19 protein-coding genes are annotated in these 26634 nt (G+C 54.4%); 6 read left to right on the top strand and 13 right to left on the bottom strand.

Annotation, left to right across the window (positions count from 1 at the left end; genetic code table 11):
* Together KJZ99_09235 and KJZ99_09240 are read left to right on the top strand one after the other, a co-directional pair.
* A complete protein-coding gene (locus tag KJZ99_09235; protein ID MCL4306085.1) occupies positions 1-1167 on the top strand; it encodes an efflux RND transporter periplasmic adaptor subunit in 1167 nt (388 codons plus the stop codon).
* Positions 1164-4364 (top strand): efflux RND transporter permease subunit, encoded by a 3201-nt coding sequence (locus KJZ99_09240; protein MCL4306086.1) that lies wholly within the window; start codon positions 1164-1166, stop codon positions 4362-4364. Before KJZ99_09235 ends, KJZ99_09240 begins: the two co-directional genes overlap by 4 nt.
* A gap of 74 nt (positions 4365-4438) precedes the next feature.
* On the opposite strand, the gene KJZ99_09245 is transcribed toward KJZ99_09240, so the two are convergent.
* Positions 4439-8074, bottom strand: a complete 3636-nt coding sequence (locus KJZ99_09245; GenBank protein MCL4306087.1) for a vitamin B12-dependent ribonucleotide reductase — start codon at positions 8072-8074, stop codon at positions 4439-4441.
* A gap of 604 nt (positions 8075-8678) precedes the next feature.
* Here KJZ99_09245 and rpsR point away from each other — a divergent pair.
* The 3 genes from rpsR to rpmG are packed head-to-tail and all read left to right on the top strand — an operon-like array spanning position 8679 to position 9392.
* Positions 8679-8918 carry a 30S ribosomal protein S18 gene (gene rpsR / locus KJZ99_09250; GenBank protein ID MCL4306088.1) on the top strand — a complete coding sequence of 80 codons (240 nt, stop codon included), beginning with the start codon at positions 8679-8681 and terminating at the stop codon, positions 8916-8918.
* Positions 8919-8952: 34 nt separating this feature from the next.
* Complete coding sequence (rpmB, locus tag KJZ99_09255) at positions 8953-9195, top strand: 50S ribosomal protein L28 (GenBank protein ID MCL4306089.1); 243 nt, start codon at positions 8953-8955, stop codon at positions 9193-9195.
* A gap of 11 nt (positions 9196-9206) precedes the next feature.
* Positions 9207-9392, top strand: coding sequence for a 50S ribosomal protein L33 (gene rpmG, locus KJZ99_09260; GenBank protein ID MCL4306090.1), 186 nt, complete (start codon positions 9207-9209; stop codon positions 9390-9392).
* A 142-nt stretch (positions 9393-9534) separates the two neighbouring features.
* On the opposite strand, the gene KJZ99_09265 is transcribed toward rpmG, so the two are convergent.
* From KJZ99_09265 to bamD, 5 genes are all read right to left on the bottom strand, one after another.
* On the bottom strand, positions 9535-10878 hold the full coding sequence (locus KJZ99_09265) for a hypothetical protein (GenBank protein MCL4306091.1): 1344 nt from the start codon (positions 10876-10878) through the stop codon (positions 9535-9537).
* A 272-nt stretch (positions 10879-11150) separates the two neighbouring features.
* Positions 11151-14465 carry a PD40 domain-containing protein gene (locus KJZ99_09270; protein ID MCL4306092.1) on the bottom strand — a complete coding sequence of 1105 codons (3315 nt, stop codon included), beginning with the start codon at positions 14463-14465 and terminating at the stop codon, positions 11151-11153.
* Between the two features lie 124 nt (positions 14466-14589).
* Positions 14590-16665 carry a choice-of-anchor D domain-containing protein gene (locus KJZ99_09275; protein ID MCL4306093.1) on the bottom strand — a complete coding sequence of 692 codons (2076 nt, stop codon included), beginning with the start codon at positions 16663-16665 and terminating at the stop codon, positions 14590-14592.
* Positions 16666-16793: 128 nt separating this feature from the next.
* The gene (nadD, locus tag KJZ99_09280) at positions 16794-17387 is read right to left on the bottom strand and encodes a nicotinate (nicotinamide) nucleotide adenylyltransferase (protein ID MCL4306094.1); all 594 of its coding nucleotides are present in this window, start codon (positions 17385-17387) and stop codon (positions 16794-16796) included.
* The gene (gene bamD / locus KJZ99_09285) at positions 17384-18160 is read right to left on the bottom strand and encodes an outer membrane protein assembly factor BamD (protein ID MCL4306095.1); all 777 of its coding nucleotides are present in this window, start codon (positions 18158-18160) and stop codon (positions 17384-17386) included. Before bamD ends, nadD begins: the two co-directional genes overlap by 4 nt.
* 9 nt (positions 18161-18169) lie before the next feature.
* On the opposite strand from bamD, the gene KJZ99_09290 reads away from it, so the two are divergent.
* Positions 18170-18319 (top strand): hypothetical protein, encoded by a 150-nt coding sequence (locus KJZ99_09290; GenBank protein ID MCL4306096.1) that lies wholly within the window; start codon positions 18170-18172, stop codon positions 18317-18319.
* Positions 18320-18419: 100 nt separating this feature from the next.
* Here the strand turns inward: KJZ99_09290 and KJZ99_09295 are convergent, their stop codons facing one another.
* From KJZ99_09295 to dnaB, 7 genes are all read right to left on the bottom strand, one after another.
* On the bottom strand, positions 18420-19409 hold the full coding sequence (locus KJZ99_09295) for a hypothetical protein (protein ID MCL4306097.1): 990 nt from the start codon (positions 19407-19409) through the stop codon (positions 18420-18422).
* Positions 19406-20911 (bottom strand): apolipoprotein N-acyltransferase, encoded by a 1506-nt coding sequence (lnt, locus tag KJZ99_09300; protein MCL4306098.1) that lies wholly within the window; start codon positions 20909-20911, stop codon positions 19406-19408. The genes KJZ99_09295 and lnt overlap by 4 nt, the downstream gene beginning before the upstream one ends.
* 2 nt (positions 20912-20913) lie before the next feature.
* Positions 20914-21942: a Gfo/Idh/MocA family oxidoreductase gene (locus KJZ99_09305; GenBank protein ID MCL4306099.1), complete on the bottom strand. Its 1029-nt coding sequence runs from the start codon at positions 21940-21942 to the stop codon at positions 20914-20916.
* A 14-nt stretch (positions 21943-21956) separates the two neighbouring features.
* Positions 21957-22373 (bottom strand): Holliday junction resolvase RuvX, encoded by a 417-nt coding sequence (gene ruvX / locus KJZ99_09310; GenBank protein ID MCL4306100.1) that lies wholly within the window; start codon positions 22371-22373, stop codon positions 21957-21959.
* Positions 22374-22375: 2 nt separating this feature from the next.
* On the bottom strand, positions 22376-22702 hold the full coding sequence (locus KJZ99_09315) for an integration host factor subunit beta (GenBank protein MCL4306101.1): 327 nt from the start codon (positions 22700-22702) through the stop codon (positions 22376-22378).
* Positions 22703-22779: 77 nt separating this feature from the next.
* Positions 22780-25041, bottom strand: a complete 2262-nt coding sequence (locus KJZ99_09320) for a bifunctional (p)ppGpp synthetase/guanosine-3',5'-bis(diphosphate) 3'-pyrophosphohydrolase (GenBank protein ID MCL4306102.1) — start codon at positions 25039-25041, stop codon at positions 22780-22782.
* A 26-nt stretch (positions 25042-25067) separates the two neighbouring features.
* Positions 25068-26564: a replicative DNA helicase gene (gene dnaB, locus KJZ99_09325; protein MCL4306103.1), complete on the bottom strand. Its 1497-nt coding sequence runs from the start codon at positions 26562-26564 to the stop codon at positions 25068-25070.
* Positions 26565-26634 lie beyond the last annotated feature (70 nt).

Here is a 26634-nt window from a genome sequence, read left to right on the forward strand (position 1 = left end):
ATGACTGCCGAGAAAAAGAAGTTCAAAATACTTTTGCCTGTCTTAATCATCGTGGGTGGCTTCCTCCTCATGATGGGACTGATTGCGAGCCGCAAGAAGCCGGAGTCGAGCATTCCGAGCTTTGCCGGCGTGCTGGTTGAAGTGCAATCAGTATCGAAAGAATCCCACCGCGCAACGGTCAGCGGTAGTGGAACCGTGCGAGCTAAGCAAGAAGTCTCTCTATCTCCTCAAGTAGGAGGGAAGGTGGAATGGGTAAGTGAGCAGTGCGCCGCCGGCGGCGAGTTTCGCAAGGGCGATATCCTATTCCGGATTGAGTCGATTGACTACGAGCTTGCGGTTGAGCAAGCTCGGGCACGAGTCGCGCAATCGGAATATCAGCTTGCAGTCGAACAGGCACAGGCGGACGTCGCCAAGCGGGAGTGGAATCGAATGGAGGAAAGCAAAGCCGCTGTCGCCGACACACCAACTTCACTCGTCCTGCGCGAACCCCAACTAAAGCAAGCGGAGTCCAATCTTGCGTCTGCAAAGGCCGCTCTCGAGCAAGCCGAACTCGCGCTCGAGAGGACAAGAGTTCGTGCTCCTTTTTCAGGACGAATACGTCGTGAATCCGTTGATGTGGGCCAGATGGTCTCGCCGGGTATGCCGGTGGGCAGTCTGTACTCGACTGATGTCGTGGAAATTGAGGTCGGATTGCCTGTTGAAGAACAGAGGTGGCTTGAGATTCCGGGTTCACCTGCGACAGTGACATTGAAAGTTGATAGAAACGACTTCACCTGGAGTGGCAAAGTTGTGCGTTGGGTCGGTGCGCTGGACAGCGTGGGGCGACTTGCACGTGTGATAGTGGACGTTGCAGCACCTTATGCAGAAAGAGAAGACGGCGGGCCGGTCCTTGCGGTCGGCAGTTTTGTGAACGTGGATATCCTTGGAAGAGAGATGCCCGATGTTGTACAACTTCCGCGTTCAGCCGTTCACAGCAACGACATCGTCTGGATCGCAAGGCCGGATAACACTCTCGAGTTGAGGCCCACCACGTGCATTCTAAGAACCCGCAACTTTGTCTATCTCAGCCAAGGGCTTGATGCGGGCGAACGTGTTATACTGACCAGTATTTCCGGCGCAGCGGACGGTATGAAGCTACGCATTGCAAACGGAGGCTCGAACGGATGAACAGCTGGATAAAGTGGATGGCCAGCAATCAAGTTGCGGCAAACATCCTTATGCTAACCTTCATCGTCGGCGGCTTCCTGCTGGCTCCTCAGATCAAGCAAGAGGTTTTTCCCGAAATTCAACTGGACCAGATTCGGGTCGCTGTGACTTTTCCGGGGGCCGGGCCTCTGGAAGTCGAGGATGGAATCGTCAGGCCGATTGAACAAGCCGTCTCGGGTGTCGATAACGTTAAGCGAATTCGCGGTTCAGCTACGGAAGGCCGCGGCACGGTGACCATTGAATTGCTGGACGGTGCCGATGCCGACGTTGCGCTGAACGACATCAAGTCTGAAATCGATCGAATCACGACTTTCCCCGAACAAGCTGAAGAGCCGGTCGTCAGTAAATTGACGAATCGGCAGGAAGCTATTTCTTTCATGATCTACGGGGAGGCCTCGGAGCTTGCGCTGCGACAACATGCAGAACGGATTCGTGACGAATTGCTGTCAATGCCGGAGATTTCCCAGGTTGAACTTGCTGCCGTGCGACCGTACGAGATTTCAGTGGAAATTTCGGAAGCTACTCTGCGCGCCTACAACCTGACTCTCGCCGACGTTGCGGCGTCTATTCGGCGCTCCTCGCTCGACCTGCCCGGCGGCACGGTCAAGACGGAGGGTGGCGAAGTGCTCATTCGCACGCAAGAGAAGAAATACACTGGCAATGAGTTTGGCCGCGTTGTCGTGGTCACGCGGCCCGACGGCACGGAGATCACACTTGACCAGATTGCTAAAATCAAGGATGAATTTGAGGAGACTGACCAACAGGCATTCTACGATGGGAAGCCTGCGGTTATGCTCAAGGTTTTCCGGGTCGGAAAACAGAAGCCGACCGAAGTAGCACGTGTTGTTCGCGAATTCATAGAAACCTATCGCGCACAATTGCCGCCTTCCATCTCCATTGACGTCTGGCAGGACTGGTCCGTCATCTTTCAGCAGCGCATGGATCTCTTGCGCCGCAACGGTATCATGGGTTTGATCCTCGTAGTAGCGATTCTTGCCATGTTCCTCGAGCTGCGGCTGGCCTTCTGGGTCTCCATGGGAATCCCGACGTCATTTCTTGGCGCGTTGATGTTTATGCCTGCTTGGGATGTTTCCGTAAACATGCTTTCGCTATTCGCGTTCATCCTCGTACTCGGTATGGTAGTTGACGATGCGATTGTGGTCGGCGAGAATATCTTCCGGCATCGAATGATGGGTAAGTCATACTATCAGGCTTCGGTGGACGGTGCGACCGAAGTGGCAGGACCCGTGCTGTTCTCCGTTTTAACTACTGTAGCGGCGTTCCTCCCGTTGATGTTCGTGACCGGAATGATGGGTAAGTTCATGTTCGTGATACCGGCGATCGTCATTTCTGTGTTGGCGATTTCCGTAATTGAAGGATTCTTTGTGATTCCCGCACACTTGTCCGGCAAGTTAAGTCAGAGCAAGGCGCAATTCTGGACGAAGATTGAACGTGTTCGTCAGCACTTTGATGAGTGGCTGCAGACGTTCATTGACAAAGTCTATGTCAAGCATCTCGCGTGGGCAACGCATCATCGCTATGTCACTTTCGCCATGGCAACCGCAGTGCTTTTGCTAACGGTCGGCGTGATCGCCGGCGGTTACATCAAGTTCGAATTCATGCCTTCCATTGATGCGGATGTGATCAATGTCCAAGTGACCATGCCCCCGGGAACTCCGATCGAAGAAACGAGAAAGGTCACGGAGCAAGTGCGACTTGCCGGCTTACGCGCCATTGAGTCTTCAAATAGAAACCAGAAGGACGGTGCGTCTAATCTCAAACACGTGTTCATGGCCACCGGTTTTCAGGTGTTTGAAGGAGGGCCGGGCGGAGTGAGAGAAGTCGTCGGCGCGAATCTCGGACAGTTGCGCATGCTGCTGATTGATCCCGAGTTTCGAAGCATGCGAACGCCCGACATTGTTAATCTGTGGCGGAAAGAAGTCGGTGAGATTCCCGGCGTCGAGCAAATCCAGTTTCAGGCGGACTTGATCGCCTCAGGCGCAGACATCGGCATTGAGCTATCGCACGAGGACTTTGATGCTCTTCTCGCTTCGGTTGATCGACTGAAATCCCATCTTGCTTCCTATAACGGCGTTTACGATATCTCGGACAGCCATCTTGAAGGCAAGCGCGAGCTTCAACTGAAATTAAAACCGGATGCTCGGACGTTGGGTGTTTCCGAGAGCGACTTGGGGATGCAGGTGCGCTCCGCGTTCTTTGGCGCCGAGGCCTTGCGCCTGCAGCGCGGACGGGATGAGGTAAAGGTTATGGTCCGCTATCCAGAGGAAGAACGCAAGTCGCTCTCGAACGTGGACAATATGATGATTCGAACGCGAACCGGCGGAGAAATTCCGTTTCACGCCGCGGCAAGCGTGGTGGACGCCGTCGGTTACAGCGGTGTCTCGAGAACAGATCAAAAGCGCGTGATCGTGGTCAACGCGTCTGTCGATGATGCCACTGCCAACGCCAGCGAGATAACCGCTTCACTGGAGGCGGGCATCCTGAAACAGCTCAAGAGTGACTATCCGGGTCTACAGTTTGCCTACGAAGGACAGTCATTAGACAGACAGGAGTCAATGCAGAGTCTTGCGGTTGGATTCCTGTTCGCCTTGTTCCTGATTTTTGGTCTAATCGCCATCCCGCTGCGCAGTTTCACGCAGCCAATGATCATCATGAGCGTGATTCCCTTCGGGTTCGTGGGTGCCATTCTTGGACATCTGGTCTTCGGCTTCAATATGAGTCTCATGTCCATGTTCGGTTTTGTGGCGCTGACCGGCGTGGTGGTAAACGGCGGAATCGTGATGATCGACTTTATCAATCGCGCACGCGAGGAAGGCATGTCGGCACGGGAAGCCATTCTGCAGTCCGGTGTGCGGCGGTTTCGTGCGATCATGCTGACATCGTTTACAACCTTTTTTGGACTATTCCCTTTGATCCTTGAGAAAGAGATGCAGGCACAGTTTCTCGTGCCGATGGCTATCAGTCTCGGTTTCGGCGTCCTGTTCAGTGGATTCTTCATCACGCTAATCGTCTTGCCGACGATGTACATGATCCTCGAAGATATCCACGACCTCTTTGGCGCGAAGAGCCGTCACATGCAGGGTGAAGGCAGCGATGTGTTTGAAGAGGAGATGAATCCTTCACCCGTCAAGGCGTAGAGTTCTTGATTGTACCGTAACGCTGCGGGCGGCCATTGGCCGCCCGCAAGTGTTTAGAATTCGGGGCTAACGGATCAGCTGCATCCGCTCGTGCTGCCGCACGTCGTGCACTTCAGACAAGTACCGTTGCGCACCATTGTGAAACTGCCGCATTCACTGCACGCGTCGCCTTCATAGCCTTGGCGGCGGGCGAGTTCAATCAGCTGCGACTTGCTCTGTCCTGCTACGTGTCCGTTCGTGTGGTGGTTTTCGCCGTAGGAAGCGGTTTCGTGAGATTGCGTCTGGGATTGAGCTTCTTCCACTGTTGAAGCAGAAGCAGTTGCGTAAGCCTGCGTCGAGGGGGAGTCTTCTTCACGGTCCGCTTTCTCCTCTATGGTGTCGTGGGCGATCGGAACGACGGCGACTTCGCCTTCGGGAAGGCGCCGGCTGCCGTTGATTGCGTCACTTCGCGAAGTTTCGGTTTGTGCGTCCACCACGTGCGCGAGATCATGGCGTTCAAGATAGCTGATCGCCAGTTCGCGGAACACGTAGTCAATCACCGACGTCGCATACTTGATGTGGTCATTACCTCCGACCGGACCATTGGGATCGAATCTCGTAAACACAAACGCGTCTACATACTCTTCAAGCGGAACGCCGTGCTGCAGACCAAGGCTCACCGCGATCGCAAAACAGTTCATCAGGCTGCGGAACGACGCGCCTTCCTTGTGCATGTCCAAAAAGATCTCGCCGAGCATTCCGTCTTCATACTCGCCCGTGCGCAGATAGATCTTGTGACCGCCGATACGCGCCTTCTGTGTATACCCGTAGCGGCGATCCGGCAGACGGCGGCGGCGGGTAGTCGTGACAATCTTCTGCACGGTCTCTGCAACCACATCGCGTTCAGCTGACTCTTCCTCCAGCCCGAGTGAGGCGATGCCAAAGTCGTCGGCGGTGGCATTCAACGGCTGGGAGAGTTTTGAGCCGTCACGATAGAGCGCCACAGCCTTCAACATCATGCGCCAACTCTGGTAGTACGCATCCTTGATGCTCTCCACAGATGCGTGACGCGGCAGGTTAATTGTCTTGGAGATTGCTCCGCTGATGAACGGCTGTGCGGCACCCATCATCTTGAGGTGCGCCAGCGGCTGTATGTATCTTTGGCCGTAGGCCCCGCATTTGTTAGCGCAGTCGAATACGGGAAGATGCTCCGGCTTCAAGTGCGGCGCACCTTCAATCGTCATCCTTCCACACACATAGTCATTGGCCTGACGGATTTGCTCTTTGGTGTAACCCAGAGCCGTCAGCAAGTCTCCGCCCGCGACCCGCAAGTCGCTGTCAGATATTTTCAAACGGTCGCGAACGACATCCGCCCCGATTATCCACGGTGCAACCGCGAAATTCAGGCTGATCGCACCCTTAATCTGCTCCTCAATTTTGTCAATGGAAGCATCCGGCAGCCCTTTGGCGCGCAAGCTCTCACGGTTGATGTGTGGCGCGCCGTCAAGCGTGCTCATTCCTGACACGTACTGAGTAATCTGGCGGATTTCTGCCTCGCCGTAGCCGAGGTTTTCAAGGGCGATCGGAACGCTACTATTGATGATTCGGAAGTAGCCGCCTCCGGCCAGTTTCTTGTATTTCACCAGCGCATAGTCGGGCTCGATGCCTGTCGTGTCGCAGTCCATAACAAGTCCGATCGTACCCGTCGGCGCCACAACGGTCGCCTGCGCGTTTCGATATCCGTTCTGAACACCGAGCGCAAGTGCTTCATCCCAGACGTCGCGAGCGGCGTCTGCGAGATACTCGGGGCAATGCGCAACGTCAAGCGGGATGGGCGGGACGCTCAGCCCTTCGTACCCGTCCAAGGTTCCACCGTATGCCGCGCGCCGATGGTTGCGAATGACGCGCAGCATGGGCTCATGATTGCGCTGGTAGGCAGGGAAGGCGCCTATCTGACCCGCCATTTCAGCCGACGTGCGATACGATTCGCCCGTCAGAATTGCCGTGAGCGCCGCGCACCACGCGCGGGCATCTATGCTGTCGTAGGGAATGCCCATGACCATGGCGAGCGTGCCAAGATTGGCATATCCCAAACCCAGCGTGCGATACTCGTAGGAGCGACGGGCAATATTCCGTGACGGGAATTGCGCCATCTCGACCGAGATATCGAGCACGGTCGTCCAAATCCGAATGGCATGGCGATACGATACGACATCGAACGTTCGGCTGGCCGGATTGAGAAACTTCATCAAATTCAGGCTTGCCAGATTGCACGCCGTATCGTCAAGGAACATGTACTCACTACAAGGATTCGACGCTTCAATTCGACCGTCCACCGGGCAGGTATTCCACTCGTTGATCGTCGTGTCGAACTGCAATCCCGGATCGGCGGAGGCCCAAGCGGCTTCCGAAATCTGTTCCCACAAGTCGCGGGCGCGCAGCGATTTGGTGACGCGGCCATCAATACGGGCTTTCAAGTCCCACTTTTCGTCACGCTCAACTGCGCGCATAAACTTGTTGGTCAGGCGAACCGAGTTGTTCGAGTTCTGGCCGGACACCGTTTGATAGGCGGCGTTGTTCCAATCCGTGTCGTACGTGTCTATCCGCATCGCGGTATAGCCCTGAGCGGCGAACTGGAGTGTTCTGTGAATATAGGGATCAGGAATGAAATCCCTGCGGGCGCGCGTTATGGCTTGAGCAAGCCTAAGATTCTGTTTGGGATTCAGACGGGATTCCTGCGACAACGCTGGGTCATGTGCTGCGGCAAGAATTTCGTTGAGGCGGGCTTCACATACTCTGGAGCCGGCAACGAGTGCGGCGACTTTCTGCTCTTCTACGACTTTCCAGCTAATAAACTCTTCAATATCCGGGTGGTCTGCGTCGAGGCAAACCATCTTTGCGGCGCGGCGCGTCGTGCCGCCCGACTTAATTGCGCCTGCGGCGCGATCACCAATCTTTAGAAAGCTCATCAATCCGCTCGAGACGCCGCCGCCGGAGAGTATTTCGTCTTCGCCACGCACCTTGGAGAAGTTGGTACCCGTCCCCGAGCCATATTTGAAGAGCCGAGCTTCGCGCACCCAGAGATCCATGATCCCGCCTTCGTTGACGAGATCGTCTTCGACAGACTGAATGAAGCAGGCATGCGGCTGCGGCCGCTCGTAAGCGTTTTGCGAGCGCTCAAGCTCACCGGTCCGGGAGTTCACAAAGTAGTGGCCCTGCGCGTGTCCCTCGATGGAGTAGGCCCAATGCAGACCGGTATTGAACCACTGCGGGCTGTTGGGAGCGCAGAATTGGGCGGCCAGCATATACTGCAGCTCGTCGAAGAAAACCCGGGCATCGTGTTCACTGTCAAAGTAGCCCGATTTCCAGCCCCAATAGGTCCAACAACCGGCCAAACGCCGGAACACTTGCCGCGAATCGCGCTCACCACCGAAGCGGCTGCTTTCGGGCATCTTGTCCAGAATCGACCAATCCGGTTCATGGCGAAGCAACCATTCCGGTACGCCCTCTTCCCAAACCGGCCGGGTGGCCATAGGGACGCCCGCTTTGCGCAGGTACTTTTGAGCGAGCACATCCACCGCCACCTGCGACCACGTTTCAGGCGCGTAAACGTCTTTTGCTTCAAACAGAACCTTACCTTCTGGGGACGTCAGCTTGGACATCCAAGGGATGAACCGAAGGCCCGTATAGGCCTCTTGCCCCTCAATTGTATGGAAACGAGAAAACTTCAAGCGCGGCTCCTTGAACCCGGTGTGAACAATCCTTCTCCCTGCACCAGACGCTACCCTTGTTCATCCGCGCACGCCTCTCGCACATACTTATCATACTGTATCTATACATTCTCTAACTCGAAACCACAATATCTGGTATTACGTAGCTGGGGCCGTAATATAGGCGTGAGCCGGCAGTCAGTCAAGGGATATAACACTATTTCGCAAAATGTTTTTGGCTTAACAAGTACACAAATCACAATATATTCCACTCGTGATTGAGGAAAATCAATAGGATGAGGGTGAGGTGTTAGTTAATTTGAGGTGGATTCTGACTTTGCGAGCTAAGATCATGTAACATTTTGCAAGATATGTCTTTACTGTGCATATGAGCAAACCTCTCTACTTAGCATTTGCTAACACTTTCAGGGGAGAGTATACGAGTTTTTGTTCATATGTGCAACTCCTTCGGACAAGATTTTCGAGAAAAACACATGCTAATGACCCACATCTTTCTGCACTTGGAGCTTGACAATATCAGGTAGGTGCCGTATATTTCGGAGCTTTGGCATACAGGGTCCTGAGAGGGCCGCTTCGAGATCATACCAAATTTTTCGCAATCCTCATGGCAAAGATTCGCACTAACCTGTCCCGGAAGCCGTCGTACCTGGCGGAGCACGGAATCAAGCATATTGACTACAAGGATATCAAGCTGCTGCAGCGGTTTATTGCCCCGAACGGCCGCATCCTGCCCCGCCGCTTGACACGACTCACCCGTCAGGAACAGCGCGTGATGACGCTGGCGATCAAGCGTGCCCGCCATATTGCTCTGTTGCCGTTTGTACAGGACGCGGAAGCGTACTGAGTTCCGGACCGAATTTAAAACACCTATTTGAATCATGTCTCGAGTTTGCCCAATAACAGGACGCCGCCGCCATAAGGCACATAATGTCAGCCATGCGAACAACAAGAGTCGCAAGTGGCAATATCCGAATCTGCGTACGAAGCGCTTCTTTGACGAAGCGACCGGTCAGTGGATTCGCGTACGCGTATCGGCGCGCGGTCTGAAGACGCTGACGAAGAATGGCCTGCCCGCCGAGTGGCGCAAGGTCCTTGAGATGCACGCCCAGCTGCAGGGCTAAGGAGTAAGAAGATGGCGAAGAAAGCAAAAGAAGGCCGCATCATCGTTACGATCGAGTGCACAGAAGCGCGGGGACAAGGCCTGACGCCGAGCCGCTACAGCACGATGAAGAATCGTAAGAATACGCCGGATCGTCTGGAGTTGATGAAGTACAATCCGAACCTCCGCAAGATGACGCTGCACCGCGAAGTGCGCTGATTCATCGGAATAGACGGAGACACACGTTTGAACGGGCCGACTTTTGTCGGCCCGTTTTCATTTCAATGCAAAGCCCCCGACACTTTGATGTCGGGGGCTTTATAGTCAAGGCAAATTAACAGACGCCGCTACTTGCACCGACTTAGCTTTTGGCCGGTCGTTCTACTTGTCGCGTAACGGGACCTGTGCGGGACGGCAGCCACGTTATTGTCGAACCCGTTATGGTGAAGCGAGCTACTTCGATAGTCTCGCCATTATTGATTGTCCGGGCGTAGGTTCTCGTATTGCCTCTCACGACCGTACGGACGTTGATTGACTGTGATGCGATACCATTCCCACAGTCGGAGTACCAGTCCACTTCGACTTTGTATTCTCCCGCAGGCGGAGACGTCGTCCAATAGATATTCTCGGGACGGCCGTTCTCGTAGTTTCCACAAAGGTTGTCGCGATCCAGAATTCCACCGGTGCTTGATGGGTTGTTTCCATAATAGCACATCACGCCTGTGGGGTCTGTCACCCAGAGGTCAAGGTCGAGCGAGAGGACGTTAAACCATGTGAGTGTGACTTGAATGTCTCCTGTTCCAACCGGCGTGGTCGCAGTGGGGATGCACGCGCAGCGACCGGTATCCGCACCAACGAAGTCACTGGACAGCAGATCAACGCAGTCCGGCGAGTTATAGTGCCAAGCGTTTGCAATGGTAATTGGTTCAGTGAAGCGATGATGATACTGGCCCGGATTTAAGGGATCCTGACGCTGCAGGCAGAACGTATAGGTTCCTTGAGCGAGATACCAGTTACCGCGATTGGTCCAGCCGATTTCACCGGGAGGTGCATAGAGAACACCCTGTCCAACTTCCGGAATCCAATCGGCCTGATAGGGATACTCCAGCTCGTAGGTCTCGACACAGAGATAGAGCCAAGTGTTGCCGATGTTGTTGACTTCCAAACAACCGCTGGCATCATCCACCAAGCCTCGGCCCGTGATGTACCACGGGGAGAGTTGATAGGTCTGTGCCTTGACCGTACGCGTCTCAGGATCGTATTCCGTGCCGAAATACTCAGGCTGTCCGGTGGTCGGGTTCTGTCTCCACAAGCTTAGCTCACCGGGGTCACCGTCGCCGGGCACCGGAATGGCGATTTCCACCGGTCGCGCGAAGGTGAAGCCCTCAGGGCCGAAAATGTACACGTCTGAGAGTCTGTTCAGATTCTGAGGCGGAGTTACTTGCACGTCATTGTTCCGCTCGATTGAAAAGACAACCGAGGCAGGATCCCCGTTGGCCATTGGCGGCACGGCTCCCACAGGCACGACGATGCGGGCGCCCGCAGGTGTCTCGATCGTGCCGGATGTCGTACTGGTTACCGTTCCGCTCGCATTCTCGGTCTGCGGCTGCGGGTTATTATTGTTGTCTTCATCGTCGTCGCTGGGGCATCCAAGGATCAGCAATAGTGATGTCAAAAAAATTGCGAGATACCACTTCGTCTTCATCAGGCACCTCCGTCATAAAAGTTATTAGGATAAAATGAAGTTGTTCTTCGCTACTATAATTTAATCCGTAGAATGGCGTAGACAAGAGGCCGGATTGTGTCCTATTGAGCGTATAGGAGTTTGTTTGAGACGAACAGACAATTATGGAGAGCGATTGTGCGTCCTCGTAATTGACGGGAAATGATTGTTTGTCACATATCATTTCTGGAAGCGATGCCAAAGAAAAAGGGGCGGCCATTTGGCCGCCCCTCGAGCGAGTTTGTCTGTCAATCCTATTGGGTCGGGCCGGTCGCCGCCTTTTTAGGGAACGGCGGCATCGGAGGATACTCCATCGGGTTGTTCTTGATCTGGTCGCGGCACCACTTAATTGCATAATCGAGTTGGTCGTCCTTGCCTTCCAAAAGGTTCTTGGGAAGATTCTCGACTTCAACAGTCGGGTCAACGCCCGGTCCCTCGATTAGCCATTTCCCGTCAGCTCCCCAGCCAGTGAACTCGGGCTGAGTAGAACCGCCGCCATCAATAAACGGCTTGCCTCCGCGAATTCCAACCCATCCACCCCACGTGCGCATTCCGACCAGTGGTCCTAAGCCAAGTCGCTTCCAACCTTCCGAAAACGTCTCGCCATCCGAACCGGTTTGCTCGTCACAGAGGGCAATTTTATGTCCGAAGAACGAAGTGTAGGGATCGTGATCAACGGCACCGTTGCGAGCCATCCCCCATGTCCAGATCTTCCGGTCAATCTGAGACAGTATCCAGCGAGCGATGTTGCCTCCTCCGTTGTTACGCACGTCAAAGATGAAAGCCTTCTTTCCGTAGACTTGCGGATAATATTCGCGCATGAACTGCTCCATGCCAGCGCCGCCCATGTCCGACAAGTGAAGATACGCGATGTCGTCGCCACCGTGTTTCTTCACGTAGTCCATTCGACCCTTTACCCAGTCCCAGTAGCGTAAATCGCCTTCACTGCGCATCGTCCGCACGACATACTCGCGTGCACCATCCAGCGAGGGTTTGTCGTTCACGGATACCATCACGAGCTTGCCGCCTTTGTTCGAGAGCAGTTCGAAATAGTTCTTGACCGAATTCACCGGTTTACGATCGATGGCAACAAGGTAGTCACCCGCTTTGACATTGATGCCCGGCTGCATAAGCGGGCTGGAGCGATCTTTGTCCCAGGGATCTGGAGCGAGGATGCGGTCGATTTTGTAATAGCCATTAGATTCGCGGGTGACATCAATCCCGAGCAATCCGACACTTATCCCACGAGCAGATTCGCGGTCACCACCCATAATGTATGCGTGTCCGGCATTCAGTTCACCGAAGAGCTGGCCGAGCACGTCATTCAATTCATCGCGATTTGAGATACGATCCAGGAGCTTGGCATAGTGTTCACCCTGTTTCTTCCAGTCCACGCCGTGCATTCCGGGATCGTAGAAGAAGTCGCGCTGCAGGCGCCAAGCTTCCCAATAGATTTGCCTCCACTCAGCCTGCGGGTCAACGTCATGCGTCCATTCGTCGAGCTTTAGACCTTTGTCCTTGTCATCCTTGTCCGGCTCAGGCTCCTTTGTGTCACCGGCATCCAACATGGTGAATCCGCCCTTTGTGCGAACCACCAGTTTCTTACGGTCGAGCGAGAACGAATACCCGCGCACATCGTCAATGACTTTGTGCTCCTTCTTCTTCTTGATATCAAAACAGCGCAAAGACACAGCGGGATTCTCATCGTGGACGTTGCTCTTCCAGCCGCGTACATCAAACGCCACGTAGTAGAGCTTGCCCTCCACAGCGCCCAACCCTGTGTACCGGCCTGGATCGGCAGGCAACAGAACGATTCGATCAACCAGGCCGTCCCAGTCAATCTTGACCTCTACTTTCTTCTCTTCCTTCTTGTCTTTGTCGTCCTTCTTATCCTTCTTGTCCTTCTTGTCTTCCTTCTTCTCGTCATCCTTTTTCTCGTCGTCTTTCTTGCTTCCCTCTATCGTGTTGTCATCATAGAGATAAGGACTCTTGGTGTCCTTTGACAAGGCAAGGGCGAAGAGCTGGCTTGTGCCCAACGTGATGAAGCTGTAATCATTCTCGCCGGAGTAGGGATTCATGAATCTCTGAGAAACAAAGTAAAGCCACTTGCCGTCCGGATCCCAAGTCGGAGATCCGCTGTCAAACATCGGATCTGTGACCAAGTGGCTGACCTTCTCCTTCATGTCATAAATCTTGACTCCGCCGAACTTATTCGGCAGCGACACACCATAGGCTATATAACGTGAATCGGGGGACCATTCGTATGAACTGATCTCCCAATCCGAGGTATCGATGACGGAGGTGGCGCCGGTTTTCAGATTAATCAGTGCGAGTCTGCGATCCTTATTACCGGCAACCCCCCACTCCCCGTCCGGCGACATCTCGATGCTGAAGTTGTAAGTTGACGGACCGGGTGCGACTTTGCGGGCTTTACCCTTGCCGTCTGCAGGATAAGCCCACAGCGTTTGTTCGCCCTCTTGATCCGTCCACGCGTAGATCTCCTTGCCATCTTTGCTGTAGAAGGGGTTCTTCTCGCGCGCACCCGGAGACTCGGAGACTCGCAGTATTACGCCGCGACGCTCAGTGGAGGCTGTAAACAGTTCTCCTCGGGCACCCAGAACAATCCGCTTGCCGTCGGGCGACAGGCCGAAGTCACTGGTGTAGTCGTCAGGGCTGACGAACTTATCACGGGCCTGTAAACGTTCGCCTGGTAACTGGACTCTGACCAGCGTTTCATTTCCGGAAGCAAGGTCATAAACGTAGATGTCGGGGCCAACGGAGTATGAGATCTTGCCATCGGCGATGCTCGGCCAACGGAGGTCCCAATTCGTGTGCCTCGTAAGCTGCTCGATTCCTGTGCCGTCAGGATTCATGCGATAGAGATTGTCGCGGTCGTCGTTATTGCGAACGTAATAGATCTTATCCCCAAACCACATCGGCGTGGCATCATTTCCCTTCCACGTCGTCACTTTCTTGTAGTCATGGCTCTTCGTGCTGCCAACATATATGTCTTCGGCCCAGCCTCCCTGATAACGCTTCCACGTCCTGAATCCCAATGAGAAGCGGGTATATGCAATCCGGTTGCCTTTTGGCTCGAATGCGATGTGTGCTGCCTCGGGGACTTCCACCTTAACGGGCCAATCCCCATCCACAGATACAGTGAAGATTTCACTGTTGTACTGGCCGTTCAAGAATGCGGTGCGATAAGCAACTTTGCCGTCCGGTGTCCACGCCGCAACCCATTCAGCACCGGGATGATAGGTGAGCCGACGTGGTTCACCGCCGTCAGGTGAGATGACGTAGACGTCGACGTTGCCATCATAGTTCGCGCTGAAGGCGATCCACTTGCCATCGGGTGAGAACATTGCGAAACGCTCTTCACCGCTGGCGGAAGTCAAGCGGCGGGCAACTCCGCCCGAGAGCGGTGCAATCCAGAGATCATTGTCCGCCACGAAGGCGATCTGATTTCCGTACGTGGTTGGCCATCGGTAGTAACCGTCCCACGGCGCGGCGAGCACTGTAAGTGCGGTAACCCAGAGAAAGGCGAGAGAGGCGAGAAGTAACTTCATGGAAATACCTTATTTGCAGGACAAGGAGAAAGGACTATGGGAGCAATCTGTTTCGAGTGAATTGCTTAAGACAAAATGGCCCCCGAAGTATAGGACTCCGGGGGCCAAATTAAGTTGCATCAACCTACTTCAGCAACATCATCTTGCGGACGGTTGTGAAGTCACCGGCCTGCATGCTATAGAAGTAGATTCCTGACGGCAGATTGGCACCGTTAAACGAAGCGGTGTATTCACCTGCAGACAATGGTTCATTTACGAGCACGGCCACTTCCTGACCGAGCATGTTGACCACCGTCAAACGAACATCAGCCTGCACCGGCAGCGAGAAACGGATATCTGTCTGCGGGTTAAAAGGATTCGGATAGTTCTGCTTCAGCGAGAATTCATTCGGAATCGGCAAGTTAATGTCGCGAACAGCGGACGCTGTGGTATCGCCACGACCACGCAGCAGGACCGGGAAGGCCGGGTTGTTTCCTGCATTGCTGTTGATGGTAATGATGCCGTTCCAAGTGCGATGAACCGGCGGGTCGAAAGTAATCGATACATCACGGCTTTGTCCGGCGGCAACTGTGAAACTCGTCGGCGATATTGAATATGCAGGCGCAGTTGAACCCGGGGTAATCGTGATGCTCGTGACGTTAAGCGGATCAACGCCGCCGTTGTTGAAAACGGTCAGAGTCTGCGTCACAGCAGGAGCGGCAGGATGCACGTCACCGAAGTCGACCGTATCGCGATCGGTGTCAATCACGGGGAACGGCGGAACCGCGGAAGAGGTGTCAAAGTAAACCTGCATCAAGAGGTTGCCGCCATCGTCTTCGAAGAACTGTGCACCGTTATTCGAGACTTGGAAGGCAGTCACGCCCATCGCAACATTCTCCGCTGCGTTCGGCGGATCTTCGTCGTAGCCCATCGTGATACCAGTCTGGAACAGGTATGCTGCGGCAATCTTCTGTCCCGGGAACAGCGTGACGTTGGGAGTCACGTTAATGGTGTTCCAACCCTGCACGACAGCGGGAGTTGCGGTCCACAACGGGTTGCCGGCGGGCAGACCGGTCGCGTTGTCGATCATGTAGAAGCGGAAGTCTCCGTTGCCCGGACCGCCAACATTGACACGGAATTGCGTGATCTTCGCAGGATACTCAGCCGGAACGAACTTCAACGCCCAACCTGAGCCAGCGCCAAAGCCAATGTAGCTGTCCGCAGTCTCTTCATTGTCGTCGTAGCGGTACCAGCGGTGATTCCCGCCTACAAAGAAACGCAGCCAAGTCGTATCGTTCTCGGTATTGTTATCTTCACCCGTCAGGACGATAGAGCGGGCGATGTACTCGCCTTCCGCGGCCGGCGTAAAGACATTGCCGGTCGAGAGTGTCGTCGTAGCACCGACGGCGAGTGCGCCGCCGATCAAATCTTCAGAGAAGACTTCGCTGCCACCCGGTCCCGTCACGGAAAGTTCAACCACGTACGCCGTGACAGGCGACGTACCAACATTCGAGATCTCCTGATCAAACAAAACGTCTTCGCCAAGCAGGAAATCGAACGCCGTTTGATTGTTCACATCATTGGATAGGTCCCCTGCAGCCAAGTCCGTGAAGACACCGCCGGAGACGCCGCCGATGCGCAGCATCCAGTCGCCGAGCGTGTTGTTGTACGTTCCGAACTTGCCCTGAGTGGAAATCTGGCTGCGACCCGCCGTATTGGCATTGTCATAGACCGGATTCCAGTTCGTGTCAAACTGTGGACCGCCGGGAACGGGTCCGAACAAGACCCAGAAATCCGAACCGCCCGTTACGGTAACTGAATTATTGAAATTCACATCGATCCAGCCAAAGTTCGGCAGCGGAGCTGCACGAACGGCGACAGCTTGCTCACCACCTGGTGCAGGGGTCGCGGTATACACAATCAACGAGCACGGAGCAGGCGAGCTCGTTCCGTCAATTGCATACATGTATCCGCTCAGGATGGTAAAATCCACCGGTGCGGTGAATCGCACACGGCACCAGTAGTTCAAGGATGTGATGAGTCCGCTTGGCGAATTGTTGTCATAAAGCAACGTATCCGGCTGCGGGTCATCGAGGACTCCGGTGATTTCGATTGAGCGGTCGCCCTGTCCTTCAGGCCAAACGATAGCAGCGTTGTCCGAAGCCATGGCGGACAGCGCGGTAGTCAGGCAGAGGAGCAGGATCCATTGGGTCCAACGCATGGGATGCCTCCAGTTCTTGGTATCTACAAACATAACAACGATTTCCGGGATTAAACCACCTATTGATTGCAGGGAATCAAAATAACGGAATTCTTGAAGATAAGGAATTTGTCAGAAAAAGGGAAGCCCTAATCGTTCGAATAGAGTCTTTGTTCAGCAATATAGTTGCGGACTGCTGCAGGAAGCCATTCTGATGTGTCGCGGCCTGCTCTGATTGCTCGGCGAATGTCTGTTGCTGAGACTGGAATTAGTGGTGTTTCCAGAAGTCTGACGCGGCTCAAATACTTGTTGGGGGCTTCATTTAAGTCAATCCCCGGGCGGCGCAAGACGGCAACTCTTGCATGCGAGAAGAGGTCTTCGGGGTTCTTCCAACGGGGTAGCTCAACCAGCGAATCCGCGCCCACGATTAGCCAAAGGTCGTGTTCGCCGGGAGGAAGGTCCGCTAAGACTCTCCGAATAGTTTCCGTCGTATATGCTGGGCCGCTGACCCGCTCTTCGGTATCAGACAGTTTAAGTGCGGGGAATTCCTGCAAGGCCAGTCGCAGCATTTCCTTGCGATGGCGGTATTCAGTCAGCGGTTTGTGCAACTTATGGGGGGGATGCGGATTGGGCAGCATCCACACTTCGGGCAGGCCAAGTTCGATTCGCGCGGCTTCGACTGTGCGCAGATGACCGTAGTGGACAGGATCAAAGGTGCCGCCGAAAAGTCCGAGGTGAATCATGGAGCTTTTGCTTGCCCGGCATCCGATTCGAGTTGGCGGCCAAGATTACCGACTGCCTGTCGAAACCTTCCCTGCGGAAAGCGGCGATTGTAGTCAGCAACGGCCGCTTGCGCACGCACATTTTCCTTTAGTTTCATCAATGCACGAATCTTATCGTAAGCTGCTTCGTCCGCAAACGACGTATCATAGTAGTCGGCCAGTATAGCATCTGAGTAAATCACCACAGAGGCATACTCTTGCAGCTTCAAGTACAGCTTCAGCCCCGCAAACTGCTTACGGGCAAGTTTCTCACGGCATTTTGAAAGGTAAACATAGGCACTGTCTGTATACTCGTTCTGCGAATACTCCTCAAGAAACCGCTGGAAGCCGCTGAGTGCCTGTTCCGTATAGGTTTGGTCCAGCCTATAATCAGGGGTCAACTCGAACTGGCAGCGCGACTCGTAATAGGCCGCGCCAGCCGCCAGTGGGCTGGAGGGAAACTGTTGCGCGAGTCTGCGAAAGTCGTCCGCAGCGACAATGTAGTCGGCCTGCTCGAAACCGGCAAGCCCGAGATAGAAATACGCCGAGTCGATGATCGACGAACCCGAATAGTTCAGGGTAATGTCCCGGAGCAACTGCTGAGCACGATAGTAACGTTCCCGCGCGAACAGGTCTTTTGCGCGCTCCCAATCCGCATCCACCCCTTTATCGGAGATGAAGCGTGTTTGTTGCGCGCAGCCAAAGACAAGTAAGGTGAGAAGCGTAACGAAGAAGCTGCGACTGGATATGGTCATTGAGGAGGTATGAACGGAATTCTGGAGCGCAACTTCTACCTGCTGCGCGTTGTAAAAAGAAGTATAAACAGTCCGGCGGTGGCCCCGACGATTGCCACCGGCAATATCCAAGTCGTCAGAGCATTCTGCGAAGACAGCCCAATGGTGTCGGCACTCTGAACCACTGAAACTGTATCGCTAACCAAAGAGTCAGGCGCGGTCTGTTCCAATGCCTGAGCAAAAAGCATCTCCGACAGAACGAGGAAGAACGCTGACCGGATTAAAGTCGCCATGCGAGGGTAAACGCAGTATAGCCTTCTACCGGTCTTCCGCTTTCGTAGATTAGAGCTGCGGCAACCGATACGACGTCTTCCGGCATCCGTAAGCGATCCTCTTTGCTTCGAAACCAATTCGCGTCAAGCAGCCCCACTCCTCCGGTTAACGCAGCCCTGCGGCTTCGTGGAAACAGAATTCCGCCCGTACGTAATGCGACGGCCCGCACGGGGCGCCACTCGGCACCAACTCGCGGCTCGAGGAAGCCCAAATCATCCGATTGAGACAGATTCATCAGCTGAAAAGCGATCGAGTATTCCTGCTGCTGGAGTGCGACGGATGCAGTAGTGCCTTGATCAACTCTGCGGTCTAACGGATGGAGCCAGCGCTCACCAGTCGCGGGGTACCGCTGATAGTGTAAACCCACTTGTACCCCCCGAGGTTTCAGGATGATTCCGTAACTGAAACCCTCGCCGTCACCCTTTTGGTCCCGTGAATAGAAGTCGACCCTTCCTCCTACCTGCACACGTTGATGCAACAAAAGCGTGGCCAACAAACTTGTCTGATACTCCGTCAGTGCATATTTGTCGGGCGGTTCGCGGAAACGAGTATGGTCTGATCGTCGCATCACCGGCTCTCCGAGGATGGCCGTAGCGCCGGCCCAGCGAAAGCGAGCCGAAACTGATCGCACAAGCAGGCTCGAAATGTCCCCGATCTGCTGCAGAGAAGAACGTGTGTCGGCTGTTTGGTCGAAGTAATCCTGAAGCTGGAAACATCCGTTTCCATTCAAGACCCCCGCCGCACTGATACGGCGCTTCTGCGGGAAGGCTACAAATCCGGCGGGATTTTGCGAACCAGCGGAGGTTGAGCCATACATCGCTCCGGTGGCTGCGCCCATAGCCAGATCTCGTGACACACCGGGCTGTGGAAGAAGTGCAATCCATTCCACCGCTATCGCTTGAAGAGTGCATAGAAGAACGGCGATGATCAGTCTCATGTCTGATCCGACGCTCCGTACCTGCGAGAGCGCATCCAGAGTGCTGCTACAACTATTGACAGCAAGCCGTAATAGATAACAGGCCACGTTCGAGCCAGACGAACGGCGAGCGTTATGTCATTGCGTGCAGGGAGTTCACCGAGGATGTAACCCGCCTGGTCATATCCAACAGTCGCAAGGTAGCGGCCACTTGGCAGAACAAGTGCGCTTATTCCCGTATTCGCAGCACGGACAATCGCCCGACGAGTTGCCACGGCTCTAAGTCTGGTCAGCGCAAGATGCTGATACGGACCGCTGCTGTGACCATACCACCCGTCGTTGGTGATATGTCCAAAGAACGTTGCTCCTTTCATCACGGCATCCGCCGCAACTTCAGGGAACACGACTTCAAAGCAAATCAGGCACGCGAACGCTGGAAGATCTTTTGCAGGAAAGACAACAACCGAATCCGCAGGTCGAAACTCCGCTTGTCCAAGATGCAGACTTCCCAAAAACGGAAACAGCTTCTGACCGGGAATTCGTTCACCAAATGGAACAAGATGAACTTTCGCAGAACTCTCGAGCTGTAGTGAGTTGGGCCGAATGACAAACGCGGCATTCAGTGGAACCTGTTCGCCGTCGGCATCAATAGTGTAGTCGGTAGCCCCTGTCAAGATCACGGATCCAATTCTCTCTGCGAGGGCGAGAATCGAATCAGCCGCCCAGCCGCGATACCGTAATGGCATCGGTACGGCAGTTTCGGGCCAACTCACGAAATCGACATCCTGGCCCTCTAACTGGCGGGTCAGATCAAGATGATCGTGAAGGATATCCGCGCCGCTCATCTGCCACTTAATTTCGGCTGGAGTATTGGCTTGAACAGCGGCCGCGCGAAAAGTCGATGGCGACCAGTCAGTTTGAGTTGAACGCCATGTCCCAAAAATCACCGGAACAACGATCAGGCATATTGCGATATAGGCAAGATCCCTACGGCGGGCGCTCCAAGAGACAAAGAACAATGCATTGGACGACAGAACCCAAAACGAAAGACCGGGCACGTCGATCCATTCCGCAATCTGAATGGCCGATATCGATGCGGAAAGAGTCAGTCCCCACACCGCCCAAGGGAAACCCATCTCGCCGGTTCCCCAGAAGATCTCCAAAGCAATATAGAGCACGACAAAAAGCGTCGCCGCTTCCACGACGGAAAGTGCCTTGGCAGTTCGATGCACCGCCCAAGCGACCACGCCCCAAATGGTTGCCAGGATGGCCACCATTAACGCGGCAGCGACGGCGGACATAAGCCACGGTGCTCCGGAGTTCAGGCCTACCCAATAGAGGATCCCTGCAAAGAACAGATAGCCTGCTCGCCAAGCGCGGCCAAAGACTTTTGCTTCCGAAGTGTCAGTCGCAGACCACAGGAAGGGAATCAGTGCGACGAACGCCAACGGCCAGAGCGAAACAGGGGGAAAGGCCAGGGCTCCCAGGACGGCCGACAGCCAAAACCCCCACCTGCGATTCATCGCTAACTTTCCGCGCCGATCAGCACTTCGCGGTTTTCGGAGGCGGAACGATACGTTGCCTCAATCACTTCGAGAATATGGGCGGCATCATCCGCTGGTGAGACGAGCTTCGCTTTGCCGTTGATGACATTGTAGAAGTGCTCAAACTCATACTCGAAAGACTTGTTGTACAAAGTTTGCGGCCGAAGCTGCGGGCCTGCTGGCGTTACATTGACCAAGCTGCCGTGAATCTCTTTTGTAATTTTCAAAGGATTCAGCTCTGCGAGTCCTTTGTTTCCGCTAAACACCGTCATTGCCGCAGACTCGTCCGACAAGTAGGCCCACGTCGCGTTAAGTTGCAGTGCCGCGCCATGCTGGAAACAGTAGTAGGCCGAAAACGTGTCTTCAACTCGAAGACTTAGACGATCCTTGGATGTCGTCGCCGTAACACGCTTGATCTTCGGCTTTCCCAACACCCACCAGCACATGTCCAGCAGCTGGAGTCCGAGGTCCATCAGGACTCCGCCGCCCGAGATTCGAGATTCATGCAGCCATGGACTTCGTGACCAAGTTTCTTTGCGCTTCAACCAATTCGCACGCACCACCCGGACGGTTCCCAATTCTCCCCCCTGAACGAACTCGTGGAGCACCATGACGTCAGGACGAAAGCGAAGATTCATTCCGACCATGAGTACACGTCCGGAGTCCTTGGCAGCCTCTGCCATCCGCCTTGCTTCTTCCGACTTACGGGCCATCGGCTTTTCAACCAGCACATGCTTGCCAGCGTAAAGCGCACCGAGGGTCAGGGCGAGGTGGGAATTCGTCGGTGTATTAATATGCACGGCATCAATTTCCGGATCGGCAAACAGCCTCTCTGCGTCACCATAAAACTTGGGAATGCGTTCCCTTTCCGCAATGGCCGCAGCTTTGGCGTAATCGTTATCAGCAATCGCCACGAGGTCAGCGAGACCACTCTTCTTAATAAGTGGAATGTGAAAGAGCTGGCTGACGCCGCCTGCCCCAACGAGTCCGACTCTGAGTTTTTCGGGCATTCTTGGTCTCTGAGTTACTGAGGACTTTCCTCTTCATCCAAAAACGACTGCAGCAGCAATATCGCTGCCGCCATGTCGAGTTTACCGCGTTGTTTGCGCTGCGAAATTCCAATACTGGAGAGCGATGCACTTGCCGAATGCGAAGTGAAGCGTTCGTCATGAAGTTTCACGGGAATGCCCAGCTTTGCAACACTGTCGGCAAATCGGCGAGCCGCCAATGCGGAAGCCCCCTCACTGCCCTTCAGTGAAACGGGCAAACCCACGATGATGAGGTCGATATCTTCCTCACGAATCGTCTTGGCAAGCAATGGATAAAAAGCAGACTCTTCGGCAGGCCAGACTGCAAGTCCAACCGCCAGTCGCCGTGCTTCATCCGAAATCGCAACTCCAATGCGGCGCGTTCCCCAGTCCAATCCGAGAACGCGCGGCATTGCTACAGTTCGCCAGCCGGAATCTGGTCCAGAGGAGTTTTCAGAGACTCCTTGAGCAGCTTGCCCGGTTTGAAATGCGTTTTGCGGCGCGCCGCGACGTAGATGATTTCATTTGTCTTGGGGTTGCGCGCCTTTGGCTTGGGTTTGGTCTTCTTTACCTCGAAGACCCCGAAATCACGGATTTCAATCCGCAATTCCGGCTCGTCTCCCGCCATAATTTCGCGCAGCACGGTAAACGTATCGTTTACCACCTTGGCAACCGTGTCGGGCCGCTCATTGCTCCGCAGGGCTACACGCTCTACCACATCTTTCTTGATGTAAGTTCGCATTCAGCCTCCTCCGCTGATCCTCTGAGAGTTTCTATCTGTTCTCTTGCGCAATATTCAATAAACCTTGCTTACTCGGACTACATCGGCATCATGCCGGACGGAATCTCCTCGTCGAGTCGTTCAACATGGACAACTCCGGGGATGGCCCGCATACGTTTCAACACTCGCTGCAAATGCTGCAGTGATTTCACTTCCAGTACGAACCGGCCAACCGCGAACATGTCTTCCCGCTTCATTTCGATGTACATGATGTTCACATCTTCCTTGGACAACGAAACCGTCAGGTCTCCCAGCAACTGCGAGCGGTCCTCAGCCATGATCCGCACGCGTACGTTGAACTTGGCTTCGCGGTCTGCATCCCATTCAACTTTAATATTGCGCTCGGGATGACGCATCAAAAATGGGACATTCTTGCAATCCACGCGATGCACGACAACGCCCTTGCCGGTGCTGATGAAACCGGTTATCTGGTCGCCCGGCAAAGGCTGGCAGCAGGTGCCGAAACTGATAGCAACCTGGCCCATGCCCTGGATGCGAATGCCGGCTTCGCTTCCCTTTACGCGACGGATGACCTTTGACAACACATTGGCCACCGGACTTGACGGCACCGGCTCGGGCACCAACTTGCGGACGACGTGCTCAAGTGTCAAATCACCCGCTCCAAGTGCTGCGAAGAAGCTGTCCAACGCGTTATGACCGAAGAGCTGAGCCGCTTCCGTCAGCTCCTTATCGGTCTTCTTGTTCCGCAGTCTTGTCAGTTCTCGAGTCAGCATTTCGCGGCCGAGTCGTTCAGACTCTTCAAAGTGCTGCTCCTTGAGCCACTTCTTGATCTTGTTGCGCGCCCGACTTGTCTTGACGAATTGGAGCCAGTCGGGATTAGGTCTTTGATTCGGCGAAACGATGATCTCAACCACGTCACCGGAATGCAATGCCGTTTTGAGCGTCGCAATCTGTCCGTTTATCTTCACCGCCATCGCATGCAGTCCGACATCGGTATGTACTGCGAAAGCAAAGTCCACCGGCGTCGATCCAACGGGCAAAGTCAAGAGTTTTCCGCGCGGGGTGAAGACGAAGATTTCGCCCTCAAACAGATTGATCTTGAGGTCCTCAAGATACTCGCGCGAGTCATTGGCCTCGGACTGATTGTCCAACAAAGAACGTAACCACTCAATTTGGCGATCGAGTTCCTTGCGGCTTTGGTCGCCCTCTTTGTACCGCCAGTGCGCCGCAATTCCGAACTCTGCGCGGCTGTGCATATCGTCCGTGCGAATTTGAATCTCAATCTTGCGCCCGTCCGGTCCGAACACTTTCGTGTGCAGCGACTGATACATGTTGGACTTGGGCGTTGCAATATAGTCCGTGAACTTGTCTTGGATCGGGGTGTATAGCGAGTGCACGATTCCAAGCGCGTAGTAGCACTCTTCGGACTTCGGGACGATAATGCGGATGGCCAGCAAATCGAGAATTTCTTCGAATGAATAGCCGCGCGTCTTAATCTTATTATAGATCGAATAGAGGTGCTTCGGTCTGCCGATTACCTGACCCTTGATCCCTGCTTTCCGCAATTCGGCCTGAATCCGCGCCGTTTCGCGATGAATGATGCGCTCCCGCTCGTTGCGCTTCAGCGAGACTTTTTCGGCGAGCTCATGATAGGCCCGCGGATTAAGAACCTTAAAGGCGAGATCTTCGAGTTCCCATTTGACCTGATAGACTCCGAGCCGGTGCGCAAGGGGAGCGTACACGTCCATCGTCTCGTGCGCGATGCGCTCTTGCTGCTTTCGACTCATGTGGCCGATCGTACGCATATTGTGTAACCGGTCGGCAAACTTGATCAGGATCACCCGCAGGTCATTGACCATCGAAAGCAGCATCTTATGCAGATTCTCCGCCTGCTGCTTCTCTTTCGATTCATATTTCAGCTCGGGGATCTTGGTAACACCGTCCACCATCTTGGCAACGCCGTCACCAAACGCCGCGCGCAGTTGGCTCATCGTGGTTTCCGTGTCTTCCACGACGTCGTGCAGCAAACCGGCGGCAATCACGTCCTCGCGCATATGCAACTCGGCAAGGATCTCCGCGACTGACAAGAGATGCGTGATGTAAGGCTCGCCCGAGAGTCGCCTCTGGTTCTTGTGCGCATCATAGGCGAAATGAAACGCCCGTTCCACCAGGCTGAAATCGGCCTGCGGAAAAACCGTCAGCAGTGCGACGCGAATAGAATCGAGCGCGCGCACAAACTCCGGCTCGATCCGCTCATACTGCGGACCGGCAAGCGGAGGAAGGACAGTCGCACTGTTTTGTGCTTCTGCTTCCACGAGTTTACGCGCGGACTCGGCCATGTTTCGAACAATACTTCCAAATTCAATTAAAACGGCGTGTCATCAATTGGCGGCAGCGAATTATCACCATAATCGGCGCCTCCTTCTGATGCGACTGCTTCGTGTGATACTTCACCCGATTCCAACGGCGCGAACATGGTATACTCTTTCAAGAAAGTCAGCGCCACAGACCCTGTCGGGCCATTTCGATTCTTGGCAACGATAATCTCAGCAAGTCCCTGGATCGGGTAAGAATGACTTCCGATTTCGTAAGTCGGGTCTTTCTTCCCCTTGTAGATATCCTTGTAGTATTCAGGACGGTAAACAAACATGACGACATCCGCGTCCTGCTCGATTGCGCCTGAATCGCGCAAGTCAGACAGCATCGGTTTGCGGTCTCCTCCCCGCGACTCCGGAGCGCGAGAGAGCTGGGAAAGGCAGATAATGGGAATCTTTAGCTCTTTCGCAAGATTCTTCAAAGACGCAGAAACATAAGCGATCCATTGCTGCTGATTATCCGGCATCTTAGGCGGAGAGATCAACTGCAAGTAGTCGATCACTATGAGATTGATTCTGTGCTCAAGCCACAACTGCCGTGCGCGGGCACGGAGGGTACTCATGTCCAAACCTGGCGTATCGTCAAAGAACAACTGATAGTCGGCGAGCCGACCTGCTGACATTGACAGACGGCTGTACTCTTCCCGCGTCATTCGACCTGTCCGCACGCGCTGCAAACTGATGTGCGACTCTCCTGAAAGCATTCGGAGCACCAACTGTCGCACGTCCATTTCAAGGGAGAATATTGCAACGCTGGCATTCCCGCGATGCGCGGCTCCGACCGCGATATTCATGGCAAGTGCAGTCTTCCCCATAGAAGGCCGAGCTGCTATGATAATCAATTCACCAGGGTTAAAACCGGTCGTAAAGTCATCGAGTCTATCAAAGCCCGAAGTCAACCCGTGCAAATGGCCCTCTCGGGTTTTCATCACTTCAATGTGATCGATCGTCGACTTGACGGCATCCCAAGCGCTTATCGCATTGCGACCGCGCCTGCGGCCAATCAGATTCACAAGATCGCTTTGCACTTTTTCAAAGACCACATCGGCTCGCGCAGTGGGATCTGTAGCCGCAGTCGCAGCCTCGGCACTTAACGCGATAACATTTCGCAGGAGCGCCTTTTCATGCACGATTGCCGCATAGTGCTCTATATTCGCCGAAGTCGGCACTTCAGCCGCAAGCTCACTGAGAAACGGGACTCCGCCCACTTCCTCAAGCTTACCAAGTCTCCGCAACTCCTCAGTGACCGTGATTAGGTCGATTGGCTCACGACGAATGTCAAGCTCGCCCATACACTTGAAGAGAGATCTGTGGTGCGGGCGATAGAACGATTCGGGTTCCACCAGATGTGCTATTCGAGCAAACGCAGCGCCGTCGGAGAGCAGGGCACCCAACAGGGCACGTTCCATCTCGGGAGATTGCGGCGGAACCTTCACCCCGGTAAGATCTGGCGCTTGTGCGCGTTCTGAAACAGCGGGATAGGTCACCGCGCAATAACTCCTATCGAAATGACCGGTGAAGCATTACTTTGTCTTTGGATTCACTAAAGGCAAAGTG

It is taken from the genome of bacterium, assembly GCA_023382385.1.
Classification (GTDB): Bacteria; Electryoneota; RPQS01; order RPQS01; family RPQS01; genus JABWCQ01.